The sequence below is a fragment of the Nitrososphaera sp. genome (genome assembly GCA_039938515.1).
GTDB lineage: Archaea > Thermoproteota > Nitrososphaeria > Nitrososphaerales > Nitrososphaeraceae > Nitrososphaera.
Genome location: JBDUUL010000010.1, coordinates 153,453 through 171,030, shown reverse-complemented (window position 1 = coordinate 171,030; position 17,578 = coordinate 153,453). Strand labels below are relative to the sequence as shown.

The following is a 17,578-nucleotide window of genomic DNA, read 5'->3' as shown; positions in this document are numbered from 1 at the left end:
GTTTTGAACCTTACTGTCGTTCGCACATGACTTTTATGGCCTAGGATAGCACTGGGTTAACCATGGCAGGAGGGCTATGGATTATCATCGTTATCCCGGCGGTACTGGCCTTTCTATTCGCCTTATGGGTGACTGCCAGCATGGTAAACGACGTCTCGCACAGGGACGAGTCAGGATTTACCATTATCGGCCCCGACGGCGTCAGGCAGCAGGTTGTTCCGGGTTAGCAAAATTTAATTCTAGTCGCGGCTCTGCGTTAGCCGTTTGAGCCGAATAGCCGACCTCGTCGATTCTGAAATGCCGCAAATGATTTCCGACCTCCAGACGCTTATCAGGCAAAAGAGCGTCTCTGCAAAAAAGCAGGGCCTAACAGAATGCGCAAACCTAGTCTCGGCCATGATGCAGAGGGCAGGCATAACCTCCGAGGTCCTGGGCCTTGAGGACGCTAGCGTTCCTCCGGTCGTTTATGGCGAGGTGAAATCCAGGTCAAACCCGGACAGAACGATTCTGTTTTACAACCATTATGATGTACAGCCTGAAGAGCCACTGGAGCTGTGGAACGACGACCCGTTTAGTGGCAGAGTGGAAGGCAACAATATTTTCGGCAGGGGCGCGGCCGACGACAAGGGCGAGCTCATTACACGCATCAAGGCAGTGGAGTATTTCCTGAAAAAGACCGGCGACGTGCCTTGCAACGTCAAGTTTCTGGTTGAAGGCGAAGAGGAGGTCGGGAGCGTCCATGTTGAGCAGTACCTGAAGAAATACAGAGAGAAGCTGAGGTGTGACGGGGTGATATGGGAATTCGGATATGTCGACTCCCGGGGCACGCCCATTATCAGCCTTGGAATGAAGGGCCTGCTGTATGTCGAATTGATTGCAAGGGGACCTTCGAGGGACGCGCACTCTAGCCTTGCGGTTCTGATAGAAAATCCGGCATGGAGGCTTGTCCGCGCGCTTGGTAGCATGCGCGATGAAAAGACTGGCAAGGTGCTAATAAAGGACTGGTACAAGGAAGTGCGCGGTTATACAAAGCAAGAGCTAGCGGTTATTGCCAGGGAGCCTTTTGACGAACGCGGCTTCAAGGCAGAGTACGGGATAAAGAAATTTGTCAACAACGCCAAGGGCAACGAAGTCAAAAAGGCCCTCGTGGGCATGCCCACGTGCAACATTGCTGGTTTTGATTCCGGCTACATCGGCGAAGGCGCCAAGACTGTGCTGCCTTCAAGCGCGAGGGTAAAGATCGACTTTAGACTCGTTCCGGAGATGGACCCTGACATCCAGCTTGGCCGTCTCAGAAGGCACCTCAAAGCCAAGGGCTTTGGCGACGTTGAGGTTGTCCACATTCATGGTGAAGCGGCTGCAAGGACGCCAGTCTCCTCACCATTTGTCAGAGTCGTCGACAGGGCCGCAAAGGAAGCATTTGGAAGCGCCATCCTGAGCGTCTCTTCAGCCGGCACGGGTCCGATGTACTCTTTTGTCAAGGTTCTAAAAGCCCCGTGCATCTCCGTCGGAAGCACGTTCATGTTTGCGCGCATCCACTCGCCAAACGAGTTTGCCCGGATTGACCTCCTCAACAAGGCTACCAAGTGCATCGGGGGTATCATGGAGGGCTTTTCCGCAAGTGAGAGAGCTGAAAAAGAGACTTAATGTATAAGGTTGTTCGTAGTCTGGCTCAAGGATAGCTAGCCTGTTTGGTTCACGAGTACCGTGATAGGGTCTACATCAGAAAAGACATTATACTGAAATTATCAGAGTACGGCGAACTCAACCAGAGCAAGCTAATGAGCTACTGCGGCCTGAATAACTCGAAGCATAAAGGAATTCTAGACGACATGGTCGGCAAGGGATTCGTCACCAAAATAGAGGAGCCGTGGGGCACCAAGACCATTATCAAGTACAGGGTGTCGGAGAAGGGAAGGTTGGTCCTAAAAGAGATACTCGAGCCGTACGAGGCCTTGTTTCCAAGGGGAGAAAAGGAAAGCGAATGAGTTCCAAAGTGTTAAAATCGGGTGACGGCATAACAAAGTTACTACATTTCTTAATAAAAGGAGAGGTGAATAAAGAAGCATAACTGCATCGGGGGGAGACGGCACGGACAAGGACCGGGCGGGAGCACGCGAGAACCCGTTTCAGATAATGGACGGGATCATACTGCAGCTTAACCGGACAAAGAAACTGTTCATCATAATGGTACTGACTACGATGGTAATTTCGCCACTCTCCGCGTTTATCACTTTCCTGCTTTTCCAGCCGCCCTTTGAAGGCGGTCCGGGATTCCACGAGCGCGGACCGATGTTCTTTTATGCCCGCCTAATCCCGCTTGGCGCAACAATCGTGTGGCTTGGAATCGGCATCCGACAATGGTTCGTGCTTTCCAAATGGACTAAAAAGTACGAGACATACAAGGAACTGCAGAGGAAAATCGACGAAAAGCTGGATTTTGAGGGTGGCGCCTAGTAAACTCAGATATAGCATTTAGGATAGCGACGTGATGTGGCCGAGGCCCTGAACAGATACCGGTTTCCACTGCCAAAGGAGGCAGTTTCTCGTGTTACGACAGATTCGCCGGCGCATGTCGGCAGGCTCAGATATGCCGTAGACCTGATCGCGCCGGAAGAAACGCCCGTGCTCGCGGCTGCGGATGGCACAGTGACTTTTGTGAGAGACGACTCCGGCAGGGGCGGCCCGACGGTAGCCTACTGGAACGACACCAACTTTATCGTGATTGCCCATGCAAACAACGAATTTACGCGCTACGACCACCTGGCGAAATGGAGCTCAGAAGTAGTTGTCGGCCAGCCCGTCAGGGCGGGTGAGCAGATTGCCAGAGTTGGAATGACCGGCTTTACGCTCCTCGCACACCTTCACTTCCAAGTCTTTGTCTTTACGGGCATCAATGTCTGGACGGACTTTCAGACGCTCGAGCTGCCTAGTTTTGTGGCCTAGGTTCTCTGCATTGCGTCGATTGGCTGGAGCCTCGAACCCCTGTATGCGGGATAGATGGCAGCTGCAGTTCCAAGAAGTATCGACGTAAGCGAAGAGGTCAGCGTGAACATGGCATCGTAGCGGATGTCAAGCCTGAGACCTGCGCCAAACGAGATGTCAGTAGTCTGCAGATAAAGGCCTGCAAGGGTCCCAAGCGCAAAGCCGGCTACAGCGGAGACGCAGCCGATTATGACGCCCTGAAGAATAAAGATGTAGAGTATGTCTTTTTTCTTGGCGCCCATCGACTTCATTATGCCGATATCCCTTGTCTTTGACGACACAAAGAGCATCATTATGGTAACAATTGCAAACGAAGCCGAGAGGAGCCCGAAGTAGCCTACAAGGTTGATAAAGCCAATCCCGGAGCGGACACCGGCCAGTATGTCCCTGCCGGCCTCCTCTATGGTCTGGACCTTTATCTTGTGCTGCGCGTACGCCGAGACCAGGTGGTTCTTCATGTCCGTCTGGTACGAGCTGTCCGTGAGCTTGATTAGGATCTGGTCAATCTGGTTCGGCCTGCCTGTCATGGTACGCACGTCGTCGATGTTCATGATGGCCGAGTTGTCAAAGGCGAGGCCGCCTGCAGACTTGGAAATGCCTACAACCGTAAATTTCTTGATTGTGTCATTCCCGGTAGCTGAAACCGTTCTAACATCGATCCTATCGCCAAGGCCGGCCTTCAGATCCGACGCCTCCCCGGCCCCGAGGATTATCTGTCCGGACTGGACGTTGAAGGTGCCCTGCTTGACTGTATCAAAAAGCGTGGATGCCTCAGGGTCGCGCTTGGGGTCGATTCCTATTATTGGGATTTTGTATACCTGGTTTATCGCGCCATCCTTTGTAGAGTTCATCCAAGCTATAGTTGAGAGCCGCGGCGCAGCTCCCTTGACATAAGGATAGTGCTTTACATAGTCTATTATCTGGAGTCCGTCGGCGCCAAAGTTGCCCTCAGTCTTGGTCACTACAACGTCACCAAACCTGTAGTTGATAATGTCGCGCAGGATGCCCTGCGCGACGCCATTAAAGATAAGCGAGTTGAACAGGATTACCATCACTCCTATTACAAGCGCAGCTACCGACGCGACAAAGTTGCCTTTTCTTCTTGCCAAAAACCTGATGGCGAGGTACACTCTAAAGTCCATGAGTGGCCGCCTGCGCAAAGTGCCCCGCTATCATATACCCCTCTCGATCCGTTCTATCTTGCCGTCTTTTAGCGTAATTACTCTGTCGACGTCACCGAACATTTCCCGTGCATGTGTCACAATCACAAAAGTCTGATGAAGTTCCCTGTTCAGCTGCTTCATGAGAGCTACCACGTCCATCGAGTTCTTTGAGTCGAGGTTGCCCGTAGGCTCGTCTCCTAGAACCAGTGCGGGGTGGTTTACAAGCGCGCGTGCGACTGCCACACGCTGCATCTGGCCGCCCGAAAGGTGGTTTGCCAGCTTTTTATAGTGCGCCGCAATGCCGACTCTGTCGAGTATCTCAAGTGCTGCCTCTTCCCTTGGGATGCCTTGGTCGGCACCGGCCATCATGAGCGGGAGCATTACGTTATCTATCACTGTCAGGTCGGTCAGCAGGTTGTACGACTGGAAAATAAAGCCGATGCGGTACCTCCGCAGCTCCGCCTTTTCCGAGTCGGAAAGCCCCACGGTCTCTATGCCGTCGATCGCGATGCGGCCAGACGTGGGATGGTCCAGCAGCCCCAGCATGTTGAGAAGCGTCGACTTGCCGGAACCTGACTGACCGACTATTAGGACAAACTCGCCTTTTTTTATCTCAAAGGATATCGAGTCGAGGGCCACCGTCGAAGTCTCCTCGCGGCCGTAGACCTTGCCAAGGTCGTGGACCTCGACGATGTTTTCGCCGGAGCCAAAAGCCATGTCAGGTCCACCAGTCCTGCCGGTATCGCTAGTCAACCCGGGTCGCCTCCGACGGCTCCAGCTTGGTCGTGCGCCACGCGGGATAAAGCGAGGCGACGATCCCCATTACCATGCCTGTAATCGCGGTCTGGGCAACAAAAACCGGGTCATATTGTATTGCAAGCGCTATGCCGCCTCCGATGCTGAGTCTGGAGTATGAGGAGTAGAGCGTATAGCCCGAAGCAAGCACAAATCCGAGCAGCCCTCCCAGAGAACCAATGATGGTGCCCTGTATGAAGAACACGAGCATGATATCTGACTTGTTTGAGCCGATAGCCCTCAATATTCCGATTTCACGCGTCTTGCTTGAGACTATCATCATCATGATGGTGATGATCCCAAAGGCCGAAGAAAGCATGCCAAAGTACCCGACAAGATTGATAAAGGCGTTGACCGAGGCGATGCCCTCAAGGATATTTTTCGCGGCTTCTTGTACGGTCTGCACCTGAAAATGCTCATTTGGAAAATGAGCAAAAAACTGTCTCTCAAGTTCGCCGGCCTGATGAATATCATAAAGTCTCACAAGCACTTCGTCGCTCTGGTCCGCCCGGTCAGTCATGTCCCGTAACGTCTTGATGTCTACAAGCGCTGCCGAGTCAAATGCCAGGCCGCCGGGAGACTGAGTGATGCCGACGACAGAGAACCTCTTGACGACATCGTGTCCTGTGCGATCCGTGACCTTGACATCAAGCGGGTCGCCGAGCCTGGCTGACAGGTCGTTTGCTGCGTTGCTGCCAAGTACTATTGAATCGCGGGTCGTAAGAAACGTGCCAGCCACTACTGCGTCCTTTATCTTTGAAGCCTTGGCCTCACCTACAGGGTCCATGCCGATTAGCTCGACTCCGTATGTCCGCACAGGAACGGCCGTACGGGTGTTGTTGATGGAAGCAGAGGTGATGAGACGGACCGTGGCGCCCTTCACAAGGCCGGTGTTCTGAAGGTATCCGAGTATTTCAGAGTCAGGCTTGTTGATGTTGCCGTTCTTGTCGGTAATTAGCAGGTTGCCAAACTGGTAATCGGTCAGGTCTCTCACGATACCGTTTGAGGCTCCTTGAAACGTCACGTTGTTAACGACTATGACAAGGACTGCGATCGCGACTGCAATCGTGGCAGCAAGCATGCTTCCTTTTCTCTTGAAAAGCATGCTAGTCGCGACCTTGACTCTGTAATCCAACGGTTATCTCCCGATTACAGTACGGATGACGCAATCTCACTATAATAAGGATCTCTGCGAGAGTTTCAAAAGTGGGCGGCGAGTGATTTGAACACTCGACCACCGCTGTGTAAGAGCGGTATCATAACCAGTCTAGACCAGCCGCCCAGTGTGCGATGAGGGTACGCGTTGCCCTATAAATTCCTGCAGGACGCAAACCCGGCGGCCAATCAACAAAGCGTATTAAGGCGCGGCGGCCATAATTTTTGCACACATGCACGAGGATCAATCCGGCGACGACAGCTACCGCAAGCTGGATCAAAGCGAGATTTCTGAGCAGGTTGCGCTGCTGGACGGCTGGAGGGTTATCAGCGGCAAGATTACCAAGACATTTGAATTTGAAGACTTTGTTCAAGCTTTTGGGTTCATGACGCGCGTTGCGCTAGAGGCTGAAAAAATGAACCATCACCCCGAATGGTTCAACGTCTACGGCACCGTCAAGATTGAACTTGTAACCCATGATGTGTCCGGCATCAGCAATTATGACATCAAGCTGGCGCAGGTTATCGACAGGCTGGCCGGCGGGAAATAAACACCGCGTGATGGTTACGCGGTGGTCTGGCGAATTCTTCTACGCTGTGATTCTCCTACAACCATTAAGAGTGCGGAGTGCGGAAAATTGGTTGCAATGCTCGAAATCCACATGCTAGAGTTAGCTCAGGGCATCAGGGACTACCTGATAAGCTCAGGTCTGACGGTGGAATCAATACTAAATTCAACTCCCTCAGAGCTTGCCTCGATACTTGGCATAGAGCTGTACGTTGCCAAATTGATTTTTGGCTCGGCGAAAAAAGCCGCGGGCCAGTCGGAGATTAGCGAGCGAACGCTGCAGATGCTCTCCGAGTGAGCTAGCGAATAGTTTTTGCAAACGCAAACAGGGCCGCTATGGTCTTGCAGTCTATTATTTCCCCTGACATGCACATCCTGAGCGCCGACTTGAAAGAAAGCCTCTTGATTGAAATGTTTTCATCCTCGTCCAGCTGACCCCTTGGAACCTTGCCTAGCGAGCGCGCGACAAAAATGGTCATAAACTCAGTGTCATATCCCGGCGCCAGATAGCAACGCAGGAGCGGCCTGAGAATTGAGGGTTTGCAGCCGACCTCCTCTGCGAGTTCCCTGACGGCGGCCTGCCTTGGAGTCTCTCCCGGCTCGATTTTGCCTGCTGGAATCTCAAGAAGCATGGCATCAGCCGCACGCCGGTACTGGCTGACAAGGGTCACCACAAGCCCGCCGCTTCGCTGCTCAATAGGCAGAATGCCTACCGAGTCGCGGTGTACCACAATCTCTTTTTTTATTTGCTTGCCGGCAAGCACAAAGCGGTCTATGCGAAGAGATACCTCGCCGGAATACCTGCTGGAACTCTCGATTGTCTTGATTCCTCGCATTTTTGTTCCTTAGGGGCTTGCTGTGCAATTAAGGCTGCGGTAATTTTATATTGATTTTAGCGCGTTTGGAGTTTGTTGGATTTTGTTAATCCCGACGGGAGCATCACTGTCCCCAAGTCGGTAAGGCCGCTGGTTGACTTGCCAGAGTCGCTTCTTGGAAACAAGAAAGGGGCCCTTAGGCAATTCAGGCAGGGAAGGCTGCATATTTTAGAGTATGAAGACAGGTATTCTGTACACATGGACAGAGTGAACCCCGAGCAAAGCCCTCTGGGGCACCTTGCCCTTGACGCGCCTGAATACCTTGCCGGCGCGTACTTTGGATGGGAGGTTGGCAAGCGAGTGGGGGCTTCGGTCTACGATCACCAAAAGCGTCGCGGCAAGTCAGCCGCAGATGCTCTCATTTCTGGAGTAGTCGCGGGCTGTCTCACTGGTGCCTGCGCAGGCGGCGTTGCACACGCCGTCGCCAATCGCCTGAAGAAGGATGTCGTCAGGTAGTGGAAACCCCGGCAAAGGCAGGAAGGTGGGACAAAAATAGCGCAAATATCGAGGGCAGGCTCCAGGTGCCTGCCGAAGACTATTCAAGAACAACCCAGCATCCCAAGGAGAATGCGAGCAATAAGAGGCCGTCAAATGTCCACGTTGCGCGAGTTCTTTTCAAGCTATTGCCGGTAGTCCTGAATTTTCGACGCGACAGGCGCGAATGGGTAAAGCGGGAGGGGCGAAACGTTGATGAAAGAAAATACGGTAGGCATGCAGAAAAGGCCCTGAATGCGTTCATAGAACTCGGTCCCTCATACATAAAGCTCGGACAGTGGCTTTCCACCAGGGCAGACATCCTGCCGCAGCCTTACCTTGAAGTGCTGGCCCGCCTGCAGGACGATGTCCCCCCTGCGCCCTTTTCCCAGGTAAAGCCGATAATTGAATCGGAACTTGGAAGGCTGGAAGATGCGTTTGAGCAGTTCAACCAGGAAGCGCTGTCCGGCGCGAGTCTTGGCCAAGTTTACCTTGCGACCTATCTCGGCAGGCAAGTAATAGTAAAAGTCAGCCGGCCCAACATCGAGCAGATAATCGATAAGGACGTTCATGTGCTCGGCAAGATCTTGCCGCTTGCCACCCGATTTATCGATCCGAATTTGCGTTTCTCAGCTGAAGGAATGTTTGCCCAGTTTGTAGAGTCGATTCACGAAGAAATGGACTACAGGATAGAGGCCGAAAACCTGCGAACGATAAAGCAGAACCTGAAGGACGATGATGCCATAGTGATCCCGTCCCTTGTACCTGAAAGATCTACAAGACACGTGCTCACCATGGAATACATTCCTGGAATCAAGATTACCGATGTCAAGGCGCTCGACGCGGCAGGAATTAACAGGGAAATGCTTGTCGTGACGGTGCACAGGCTTTTTTTCAAGATGCTCCTCCGGCATAGCATCTTTCATGCGGACCCGCATCCCGGCAATATATCGGTCGACCCGACCGGACGTATCGTCCTCTATGACTTTGGCATGGTAGGCAGGCTTGACAACGAGACGCGCATCAGGCTAATACGGCTCTATCTCGGGCTGCTGGACAAAGACCCGGAAAGGACTGTCAACGTCCTTATCGAGCTTGGCACACTTGAGCCAACCGTCAATCGCTACATAGTCGAACGCGGAATTGCGATGAGCATCGAGAGCCTATACGGAAAAAAGGTTGACAGGATGGAAGTAAGGGCTCTGATGGACCTGGCAAACAAGACACTGAGTAGGTTTCCGTTCAGGCTGCCAAAAAACCTCGCCCTTTACATGCGCATGGCGTCAATATTGGAGGGAATCTACCAGCACCATAAGGTGAGGTTCATGTTCGTAAAGGTCCTCGCCGACCTGCTCGAGGAGGAGGGGCTGGTAAAGGAAGCGTACATTGAGGAGCTGAAGGTAACGGCAAAAAGGTTTGCAAAGGGTATTGAGGCGTCAATCACGCTCGCACCGGTGCTGAGGACTTATCTTGAAAGCAGGTGGCCTTCGGAGCAAAAGAACCAGGGTTATTCGGTCATATCTGCAAGCGTCCTTGCCGCGGCCTTTTTTGTAGGTTCGTCATTCGTGCTTTCATCATTCCCGGTGATTGCCTACGGGGGCTTTGCGGCGGCTGCCGCCGCGGCGTTCGTGGCGATAAAAAAAGCGATGTAGGTTGTTGAAGTGCGGTCAGCTGATAGGTATGCTTGTAGACTGGGGAATCGGAATTCTCAGCCGAACTACTCCGTGCTCATAGGTTGCATTTCCAACCACAGTTTCGTCGTCTCGTACAGAGATTGGAAGCTCGATTCTTTTTGATATCCTCGTCGGCCTGTGCCTGTAGTAAACTGTGCCCACCTTCTCAGGCTCTTCCCTGCGAGCGTTAATTGAGAGAATCCGTCCGGTCACTTTTAGATTGATGTCCTGTTTGGCAAAGCCCGGCAAGTCAATTACCACCACAAGGTCGTTCTTTTCCTCGTACATGTCAATCGCTGGTAGCACAAACTCGTAAAACTCGCGAGCTCTGTAGTCGAGTTCCTTGATCATGCCCTTTGCGACGATTCCTGCTAAACCCATGTACATTAGTACAGCAAAAAATGGTATAAATCCTTTGTTTCGTCGCGGCGCTCTGCCCCGACTAATCAACTTTCAGCCAACAAAGCTACAAATACTCGGCGAAGGAACCTGAAACAAAAATGTACTCCGGTTCGTACGACATGCCCAAGTGCAACGCCTGCGGCAAGGACGTAAGGCCCGGCGAGCTTTCGGAAAGCTTTTCCTGCCCAAAATGTAAGAACGCAAGGATATGGCGCTGCGAGGGCTGCAAAGGCAAGTCGAAAAAGTACAAATGCTCTTCATGCGGCTACGAGGGGCGTTAGGACAGGACCTTGAAAAACCCCCTTACGGTCTCCTGCTGATCTTGGGACATTTTGACGAACGCCTCGATTAATTCCCTCTCAACCGATATTTCCTCCGAGACGACCTGCCGCAGCCTGGCAAGGTCTATCGGCTCTATCCGGTCGATAATCCCCGTGCTGTAGGCGTGGATGTACTCGCTGATAATCTTGGTGACAAAGTGAGGAGCGCTTGAGATTAGAATCAGCATTCCCTTCTTTACGGTCCCGGCATTAGGGTCTGTTGAGGGGATAGAATCGATATAAGTTCTCAGCATCTTCATGCGCCTGTCTCCTAGTTCTTCTATAGCAGAGGCGACGAGCTTGCCGGAATCGGTGAGCTCGTAATAAGGCACCCCCTCAAGCTGCAGTGCCTTTGGACCCCTGCGGAGAGGAAGCCTGCCGCCCTCCCGAACGACGCCTGCAGGAATCAGCACCTCGTCTAGATCCCTGAAGATGCCCGAGTAGATGTTCTGCCACAGGATTCCATGCTGCTTAGCGATGGCGTGTGCGATGGATGTCCTGGTCCGGAGCTCTGGCGATTCCTCAACTGCGAGATGCGCCATTATGCCCCGCTGACGTTTGGCTTCGCCTGTAAACTTGTTATTTCTAGTCTTGAAAGTATCGAAAATTGCGATTTTTGACTTGTCATCCTTCAAAGCCCTCGCTCCCGCCCCATCCTTACAACGGCGGATAATATTTTAATTTGTTGGTGATTCGCATAAAATTCTAACTTTACCCACAGGGTTATTTGTCATAAACTTGCTCTCGATGCAAATACTCAACATCTTTTTATCGATCTGCCCTTGAAGTCTAGTCGGTGGCGAGGGGAAAGATAATTGTGCTTGAGGGCACAGACAAGGCGGGCAAGACTACACAATCACGCATGTTGCAAGAGTCGCTAAAGATAGCAGGAAAGGTGAGCGTGGTTCTCGACTTTCCGGACTACCTTACGCCGATAGGCGGCGAAATAAGGGCATTTCTTGACGGAAAGCGTGACTATCAGAATCAGGTAAAGCACCTTCTCTTTTCAGCCAACAGGTGGGAGAAAAAGGAGGAGATTGAGAGCATGGTTGAGAACGGAACGCTCGTCATCATGAACAGGTACTGGCAGTCGAACTTGGTGTATGGGGTGTCAAATGGGCTGGACGAAAAGTGGCTCCTCGCACTCGACAAGGGTCTGCCCAAGGAGGACATTGTTCTTGCGCTGCTCGTGAGTCCGACGATCTCGAGCTCTCGCGCAGAGACGCAGGACGTATTTGAGAAAGATCCAAAGCTGACAGCGTTGGCCCACAAGAACTACATGAAATATGCAAAGCAATTTGGCTGGAAAGTCATAGATGGGTCCAAAGGGAAGGAACAGGTCCACCAGGAAATACTTAAGACCGTTAAAAAGAACCTGAAGATCTAGGCAATTGTCATTGGCGTATTTTTCTTGCTTTTGGGGCAGGGGGAACCGGATTGGACTTTGTAGGTGAAATCGCAGACCCCATCCACCGCTACGTAAAGTTCTCCGAAACCGAGAGGCACATCATTGATTCAAGAGTCTTTCAGCGCCTGCGGAGGATACGGCAGTTGGCTGGGGCCCATCTGGTTTATCCCGGAGCGCAGCATTCGCGCTTTGAGCACTCGCTTGGGGCAATGCACGTCGCGGGAATGGCAGGCGAGGCGCTGCTGGCCAAGGGGCATATTGACGATGCCGAAATTGTGGAAGAGCTGAGGCTTGGTGCGCTGCTCCACGACGTTGGGCATGGCCCTTTCTCGCACCTCTTTGAGGAAGTGCTTGAACTGCATTGCAAGACGACGCACGAGGAGATTGGCCGCAAAATAATTCTCCAGACTGAGATTTCTGATGTATTGAAGCGTGACGGCAGGTCGCCGGAAAGGATTTGCAGGCTGTCGTTCGGGCAGACCGGCGAGACCTTCCTAAACGAAATTATCTCGGGCAGCCTCTCGGCCGACATAATGGACTATCTGCCCCGTGACGCATACTTCACAGGCGCAGAGTACGGCAAAATTGACCTGGCAAGGCTAGTTGGTTCCCTTGAGGTCAACAGAGGCAAGCTTGCCATAGACCAGTCTTCATACAATTCACTCGAGTCGATGCTAATTTCGAGGTACGAGATGTTCAAGGCAGTCTATTTTCACAAAACCGTAAGATCCGCCGAGGTCATGCTGCTTCATTCAATGATCGGTGCAGATCCCGAGCTGGGACTGACCGATACCTCGCTTGATAACTATCTTTCTCTGACAGACGAAGCTACCCTTGAGAGGCTATGCAGCGTACAAAATAACCTTGCTTCCAAGCTTGCGTCAGATTACCGCGATAGGCGGCTGCTCAAGTGCGTTTATGAGAAGATGCTCCTCAAACGCGATAGGTACAAGAAAATGGATAGAAAATCCCTGCTCAATCTTGCAGGATCGATTGCGTCGGCTGCGGGGGTAGACCCGGCGCTAGTTTTTGTTGACGCATCTAAGGCTCCTTCGATGCCTCTTACTCCAAGCAAGGAGGAAATGCGCTCCATAAGGCTGGCAGGCAAGAACGAAGCTGCGAAAGAGATCCCGGTTGCATCTATGCCTCTTATCGATTCTCTGTCAGGATTCCTCGACATGCTTCGGGTCTACACGACGGCTGAAAACCGTCAGGCTGTTGAGCGATCTGTTAAAAAAGTGCTTGGTGAGCAGAGACCATTGTACATTGGTGCGAACAACTAGCAGAGGGTCAAATTCAATGAGAAGCGCAGCAAGACAACATGATGCCGGCGTGGGGCAGTCAAAAACCAAGCGCAGAATTGTCGTGAAACTTAGCGGAAGGATCTTTTCTGAAGAAGAACCGACTGAGCTGGCCAAGTTCGCGGATCTGCTTTTTGAGCTGAGTGAAAATGACGTCCAGCCCATTGCTATTGCTGGCGGAGGCAAGTTCGCACGCCACTACATCCAGCTGGCCCGAAAGTTTGGTCAGGACGAGGCAAGCCTCGACATGCTGGGCATCGAGGTTTCCCGGCTAAACGCAAAACTCCTTTCCGCCGCTATCGAGAGCCGCGATTTCGATAACCCTCGCGTTTACCATACGGTCCCCACTGACCTTGAGCAAGTTTTTGCAGCAGCATCAAGTGGGAAAATTGTTGTCACAGGCGGCCTTCATCCAGGTCAGAGCACCAATGCCACTGCCGCGCTTATTGCTGAAAAAGTCCGGGCCGCAGAGTTTCTAAACGCCACGGATGTTGATGGAATATACGATTCGGACCCCAGGAAAAACCGAAACGCCAAGATGTTTAAGGAGATTTCCGTCAGCAGGTGCATGGAGCTGCTTTCGTCTGAAAACGCCTCTGCAGGCTCGTACGATCTGATGGACATTGTGGCTCTCAAAGTTATTGAGAGAAGCAAGATCCCCACGCTGGTTCTAAAATCCGATACCAGCCTGTTAAGAAATGCCGTACTTTTGGGCAACAACCAGAGTTCAGGAACGCGGATAGTTCCCTAGGAAACGGTCTTTATCTGGCCGGAGAATTCCGGTATCCCATCAGAAAGCATTTTGCCGAATATCTCGTTCCCCTTTTCCAAGGGAAGCGGTCTTGACTGGGCCTTTGCGTATCCATCGCTGTCGCAGAGGAATAGCATAACTTCCTGTCCGCGGGCTAACCTTGCAGCAAAATCTTCCTCGCCAACCGGCTCAAAGCCCTGGCTCCCCTGCTTTATCGTAAAAGTCAGCATCGCAAACCCGGTATAATCGAAGAGGCGCATTTGAGACTTGGCTGCCCGTTCTTTTCCCATGTACGCGGCCTTGTGATACTGCATCAATCCTCAACCGGATCTCTGCTCACTGAAGGGTCGGCGTTTCCAAGAAGGACAGCGGATGTCAAAGTGAGCCAGCGCATGAGGCACCTGCGACACTAATATTTTTTCCTGAAAAACATGACTTTCAGATGCTTTCAAGTATTTTTGCAATTATATTCTGACAGTTGCTGACCGGTTCTATCGAGCAGCAGAGATACCGGTCGTTTCTGTCAGTAAGCGGTATCGTGACAAGTTTCAAGTTAGCATAGTCGGTAAGCTGGTAATTTAGCTGTCCAAAGACAGACTCGAAGTGACGCCTAAGAGAATTAAGCGACATAAAGCTGGCGCGGAAGGAATTGCGATCATCAGACTGCCTCAAAGGGCTTGAACTTAGCATAGGGGACTGGATATCGGTGCGGTATTCTCCCACAAGCAGCTTTCCTTCGCCGTCAATTACACCCGCAAACCGGATATCCCTGTCCACAGCCAGGACAGTAAAGCACAGCTGCTGAAGAAATACCCGTTCTTCCAAACTGGCGTTCGCTGTGAGAGCGCGGGGGCTGCACCATATAATAATCTACCAGAGTTCGTCATTCGCCTTTTGTTGAAATAGAACAAGAATGCAAAGCATTAAGATACTACCAGGCTGCTGTTTAGACGACGCATCATGGGGATAGTGACTTGGATCATAGTTGCAGTTGTCGTTCTAGCTATACTCGGTCTTGGGATTGGGACTTTTTTTAGCGGCGTCTTCAAAGGAGCACAGACGGTAGGCCAGAATCCAGTCGTCAAGAACGCCACACAGGAAGCAAAGCAGTTTGTCACCAACAATATCACCGGTTCTATCAGCAAACAAATAGCAAACAGGACACCATAATAGCATCATAAACGCCCCGGCTCTCGGTTGCGGCAGGTGTCCCATTAGGCTGGCTGGAGTACGGAATTTACATTCAGCGAGTACCACAATATTTTAGGCGGGCCTGACTTTTGTTTTTGCAACCTTTGGCCAAGATTGGCAATGTTGCTATAGATATGTCAGGCGCCGTAAAGGTTATGGGAATAATCAACGCAAGCCCCGAATCGTTTTACAAGCGGTCCGTGAAAAAAACTAAAGGTGAAATTGCAGAGGCTGCCCTTCAGATGGAATCCGCCGGCGCTGCTCTAATCGACATTGGCGGGATGTCTACTGCGCCCTATCTTGAAACTGTTGTTTCTGCCGCGGATGAGGCCAGCCGCATCAAGACCGCGGTGAGTGCGGCGATAGAGAGCGGATGTTCGCTTCCTATCAGCGCAGACACGCCTAGAGCTAGCGTAGCGCAGTCTGCCATAGACGCGGGGGCCTTGGCGATTAACGACGTTACTGGATTGAAATTTGACACCAAAATGGCGGACGTAGTCGCCAGCGCAGGCGTGTCCGTAATTGTTGGAGCATACGAGCCTCTTGGTTATACGTGCGGCGGAAAGTATTCTTCCACCCTGGCCGCAATTCGTAGAAGCATTACGATCGCAAAGGCAGCCGGTATCAGGCGGAGCAGGATAGTTGTAGATCCGTCAATCGGCTTTTTCAGAAGCGAAGGCAAGAACCCCTTCTTTACAAGAATGGTTGAGATGCCATGGTACCTGCGTGACATCGACGTACTTTCAAACCTTGAAAAACTCGCAGCCATCGCACCTGTCTGCGTTTCCGTCTCTGCCAAGTCATTCCTCGGTCACCTGCTTGGCATCGACAGGGCAGACGACAGACTGATTCCTTCGCTTGCTTGCGAATTTTATGCCGCGATGAAGGGCGCGAGAATAATCCGAACACACAATGTCAAAGAATCGGTACAAGCTCTCTCAATGTTTGAAGTTCTAGAGGGCTGATGTCTGGGCGCTGGAGCCGTGTGGCAAACGCTTATAATCCTTCATCCGACTATGCAGTGAGGGAATCGTTGGACATTCGCGAAGGTCTGACATTTGACGACGTTCTTTTGGTTCCCAAAAGATCGCCTATAGTCTCAAGGATGCAGACTGATCTGCGGACCAGGCTTTCTCGCAAGATTTCACTGAATATACCGATAGTTAGCGCGAACATGGACACCGTAACGGAATCTGGCATGGCAATTGCACTTGCCAGAGAGGGCGGGATAGGGATCATACATCGCTTCATGACCATCCAAGATCAGGTGGATGAAATTCTCAAGGTAAAGCGCTCTGAATCCGTAATCATCGAGCAGCCGTATACCATCAAGCCGGATGCAAGTGTTCAGGATGCGCGGAACATGATGCTTGAGCACGGCGTGTCAGGCCTTTTGGTGGAGGAAGGCGGAAGACTTGTAGGCATAATTACAAGGCGGGATATCACCTTTGAAAAGAACATGAAGCGCAGGACTTCCGACCTTATGACCAAGGACGTTGTGACAGCCAAGGCAGGAACGACAATAGAGCAGGCAAAGGAAATTCTCCATGAGAATAGGGTGGAGAAACTGCCGGTGATTGACGACAAGAGAAAGATCGTCGGGTTGATAACCAGCAAGGACATCCTGAAAATGGACCAATACCCTTATTCCTCAAAAGACAAGAAAGGGAGGCTGCTGGTCGGCGCTGCGGTCGGGGTGAAAGGCGATTATCTTGACAGGGCCGAAGCTCTCCTTGAAGCGGGGGCCGATGTCCTGGTGGTAGATATCGCGCACGGCCATAGCGAGAACGCGATAAACACCGTCAGGATGATAAAGAAGGCATTTCCCCAGTCAGAGCTAATCGCCGGAAACGTTGCGACAGGCGAAGGAGCGCAGGACTTGATTAGGGCGGGCGTAGACGCAGTCAAGGTTGGGGTCGGCTCGGGTTCGATTTGCATCACACGGGTTGTCACAGGTTCTGGAGTGCCCCAGCTTACTGCCGTGATAGACAGCGTCAAGGTGGCTCGCGACTCAGATGTTCCAGTTATTTCCGATGGCGGAGTAAGAACTTCAGGAGACATGACCAAGGCCCTTGCCGCAGGAGCATCCTCAGTGATGGTCGGAAGCCTATTTGGTGGCACTGACGAAAGCCCCGGCAAAACGCTTGTCAAGAACGGCAAGAAATTCAAGATGTACAGAGGCATGGCTTCGTTCTATGCCTCGCTTGGCAGGAGGTACCGCGAGGAGGGTGCGCAGGTAATCGATGCGGACGACCTCAACGACTATGTACCGGAGGGCGTAGAAGCGATGGTGCCATACAAGGGAAGCGTGGTGGAAATTGTCAGGCAGCTTGTCGGCGGACTGCGGTCTGGGCTGAGCTACTGCGGAGCAAAATCGATTCCCGAAATGCAGAAAAACGCCGAATTTATCAAGATGACATCCGCAGGGTACATCGAAAGTCAGCCTCATGATGTTGACTTGATGTAAGACTGTAAGCTGCCTCCGAGGAACCCGGTTGCCTATGTTTATTAGTACAT

Annotated in this window: 24 protein-coding genes and 1 tRNA gene; 16 read left to right on the top strand and 9 right to left on the bottom strand. The window is 52.0% G+C overall.

The window, feature by feature from the left end:
* The first annotated feature begins 62 nt into the window (after positions 1-62).
* From ABI361_06030 to ABI361_06010, 5 genes are all read left to right on the top strand, one after another.
* Positions 63-227, top strand: a complete 165-nt coding sequence (locus tag ABI361_06030) for a hypothetical protein (GenBank protein MEO9320212.1) — start codon at positions 63-65, stop codon at positions 225-227.
* Between the two features lie 70 nt (positions 228-297).
* On the top strand, positions 298-1,647 hold the full coding sequence (locus ABI361_06025) for a M20/M25/M40 family metallo-hydrolase (protein ID MEO9320211.1): 1,350 nt from the start codon (positions 298-300) through the stop codon (positions 1,645-1,647).
* Positions 1,648-1,691: 44 nt separating this feature from the next.
* Entirely contained in the window at positions 1,692-1,988 is a 297-nt protein-coding gene (locus tag ABI361_06020) for a winged helix-turn-helix domain-containing protein (protein ID MEO9320210.1), read from the top strand.
* 148 nt (positions 1,989-2,136) lie between these two features.
* On the top strand, positions 2,137-2,457 hold the full coding sequence (locus ABI361_06015; GenBank protein ID MEO9320209.1) for a hypothetical protein: 321 nt from the start codon (positions 2,137-2,139) through the stop codon (positions 2,455-2,457).
* 36 nt (positions 2,458-2,493) lie between these two features.
* Positions 2,494-2,946, top strand: coding sequence for a M23 family metallopeptidase (locus ABI361_06010; protein MEO9320208.1), 453 nt, complete (start codon positions 2,494-2,496; stop codon positions 2,944-2,946).
* Here ABI361_06010 and ABI361_06005 read toward each other — a convergent pair.
* The 4 genes from ABI361_06005 to ABI361_05990 form a co-directional block, all read right to left on the bottom strand.
* Positions 2,943-4,127 carry an FtsX-like permease family protein gene (locus tag ABI361_06005; protein ID MEO9320207.1) on the bottom strand — a complete coding sequence of 395 codons (1,185 nt, stop codon included), beginning with the start codon at positions 4,125-4,127 and terminating at the stop codon, positions 2,943-2,945. The two genes, ABI361_06010 and ABI361_06005, sit on opposite strands and share 4 nt — an antisense overlap.
* Before the next feature lie 30 nt (positions 4,128-4,157).
* Positions 4,158-4,901 carry an ABC transporter ATP-binding protein gene (locus tag ABI361_06000; protein MEO9320206.1) on the bottom strand — a complete coding sequence of 248 codons (744 nt, stop codon included), beginning with the start codon at positions 4,899-4,901 and terminating at the stop codon, positions 4,158-4,160.
* Positions 4,894-6,078 (bottom strand): FtsX-like permease family protein, encoded by a 1,185-nt coding sequence (locus ABI361_05995; GenBank protein ID MEO9320205.1) that lies wholly within the window; start codon positions 6,076-6,078, stop codon positions 4,894-4,896. The genes ABI361_06000 and ABI361_05995 overlap by 8 nt, the downstream gene beginning before the upstream one ends.
* Before the next feature lie 72 nt (positions 6,079-6,150).
* A tRNA-Val gene (locus ABI361_05990) sits at positions 6,151-6,225 on the bottom strand.
* Between the two features lie 106 nt (positions 6,226-6,331).
* Between ABI361_05990 and ABI361_05985 the strand changes: the two genes are divergently transcribed.
* Positions 6,332-6,649, top strand: coding sequence for a 4a-hydroxytetrahydrobiopterin dehydratase (locus tag ABI361_05985; protein MEO9320204.1), 318 nt, complete (start codon positions 6,332-6,334; stop codon positions 6,647-6,649).
* 87 nt (positions 6,650-6,736) lie between these two features.
* Complete coding sequence (locus ABI361_05980) at positions 6,737-6,964, top strand: hypothetical protein (protein ID MEO9320203.1); 228 nt, start codon at positions 6,737-6,739, stop codon at positions 6,962-6,964.
* Between the two features lies 1 nt (position 6,965).
* Here ABI361_05980 and ABI361_05975 read toward each other — a convergent pair whose 3' ends face one another.
* On the bottom strand, positions 6,966-7,502 hold the full coding sequence (locus tag ABI361_05975; protein MEO9320202.1) for an NUDIX hydrolase: 537 nt from the start codon (positions 7,500-7,502) through the stop codon (positions 6,966-6,968).
* 75 nt (positions 7,503-7,577) lie between these two features.
* Between ABI361_05975 and ABI361_05970 the strand changes: the two genes are divergently transcribed.
* Both ABI361_05970 and ABI361_05965 read left to right on the top strand, forming a co-directional pair.
* The gene (locus tag ABI361_05970) at positions 7,578-7,997 is read left to right on the top strand and encodes a hypothetical protein (GenBank protein MEO9320201.1); all 420 of its coding nucleotides are present in this window, start codon (positions 7,578-7,580) and stop codon (positions 7,995-7,997) included.
* Positions 7,997-9,667 (top strand): AarF/ABC1/UbiB kinase family protein, encoded by a 1,671-nt coding sequence (locus ABI361_05965; GenBank protein ID MEO9320200.1) that lies wholly within the window; start codon positions 7,997-7,999, stop codon positions 9,665-9,667. The genes ABI361_05970 and ABI361_05965 overlap by 1 nt, the downstream gene beginning before the upstream one ends.
* 15 nt (positions 9,668-9,682) lie before the next feature.
* Here ABI361_05965 and hsp14 read toward each other — a convergent pair whose 3' ends face one another.
* Positions 9,683-10,069, bottom strand: coding sequence for an archaeal heat shock protein Hsp14 (gene hsp14, locus ABI361_05960; GenBank protein ID MEO9320199.1), 387 nt, complete (start codon positions 10,067-10,069; stop codon positions 9,683-9,685).
* A 119-nt stretch (positions 10,070-10,188) separates the two neighbouring features.
* Here hsp14 and ABI361_05955 point away from each other — a divergent pair, with 119 nt between their 5' ends.
* Positions 10,189-10,371, top strand: coding sequence for a zinc finger domain-containing protein (locus ABI361_05955; GenBank protein ID MEO9320198.1), 183 nt, complete (start codon positions 10,189-10,191; stop codon positions 10,369-10,371).
* Here ABI361_05955 and ABI361_05950 read toward each other — a convergent pair.
* The gene (locus ABI361_05950) at positions 10,368-11,045 is read right to left on the bottom strand and encodes a hypothetical protein (protein ID MEO9320197.1); all 678 of its coding nucleotides are present in this window, start codon (positions 11,043-11,045) and stop codon (positions 10,368-10,370) included. The two genes, ABI361_05955 and ABI361_05950, sit on opposite strands and share 4 nt — an antisense overlap.
* 161 nt (positions 11,046-11,206) lie before the next feature.
* Between ABI361_05950 and tmk the strand changes: the two genes are divergently transcribed.
* From tmk to pyrH, 3 genes are read left to right on the top strand one after another with little or no spacing between them, the layout of a single operon-like run.
* Complete coding sequence (gene tmk / locus ABI361_05945; GenBank protein MEO9320196.1) at positions 11,207-11,797, top strand: dTMP kinase; 591 nt, start codon at positions 11,207-11,209, stop codon at positions 11,795-11,797.
* Between the two features lie 50 nt (positions 11,798-11,847).
* Positions 11,848-13,101: an HD domain-containing protein gene (locus tag ABI361_05940; protein ID MEO9320195.1), complete on the top strand. Its 1,254-nt coding sequence runs from the start codon at positions 11,848-11,850 to the stop codon at positions 13,099-13,101.
* A gap of 16 nt (positions 13,102-13,117) precedes the next feature.
* Positions 13,118-13,870 (top strand): UMP kinase, encoded by a 753-nt coding sequence (gene pyrH, locus ABI361_05935; protein MEO9320194.1) that lies wholly within the window; start codon positions 13,118-13,120, stop codon positions 13,868-13,870.
* On the opposite strand, the gene ABI361_05930 is transcribed toward pyrH, so the two are convergent.
* On the bottom strand, positions 13,867-14,187 hold the full coding sequence (locus tag ABI361_05930) for a hypothetical protein (GenBank protein MEO9320193.1): 321 nt from the start codon (positions 14,185-14,187) through the stop codon (positions 13,867-13,869). The two genes, pyrH and ABI361_05930, sit on opposite strands and share 4 nt — an antisense overlap.
* A gap of 121 nt (positions 14,188-14,308) precedes the next feature.
* Entirely contained in the window at positions 14,309-14,695 is a 387-nt protein-coding gene (locus ABI361_05925; GenBank protein MEO9320192.1) for a hypothetical protein, read from the bottom strand.
* 135 nt (positions 14,696-14,830) lie between these two features.
* Here ABI361_05925 and ABI361_05920 point away from each other — a divergent pair, with 135 nt between their 5' ends.
* The 3 genes from ABI361_05920 (at position 14,831) to guaB (ending at position 17,528) form a co-directional block, all read left to right on the top strand.
* Positions 14,831-15,040, top strand: a complete 210-nt coding sequence (locus ABI361_05920; GenBank protein ID MEO9320191.1) for a hypothetical protein — start codon at positions 14,831-14,833, stop codon at positions 15,038-15,040.
* Between the two features lie 125 nt (positions 15,041-15,165).
* Positions 15,166-16,026, top strand: coding sequence for a dihydropteroate synthase (gene folP / locus ABI361_05915; GenBank protein ID MEO9320190.1), 861 nt, complete (start codon positions 15,166-15,168; stop codon positions 16,024-16,026).
* 68 nt (positions 16,027-16,094) lie between these two features.
* Complete coding sequence (guaB, locus tag ABI361_05910) at positions 16,095-17,528, top strand: IMP dehydrogenase (GenBank protein ID MEO9320189.1); 1,434 nt, start codon at positions 16,095-16,097, stop codon at positions 17,526-17,528.
* The last annotated feature ends 50 nt before the right edge of the window (positions 17,529-17,578 follow it).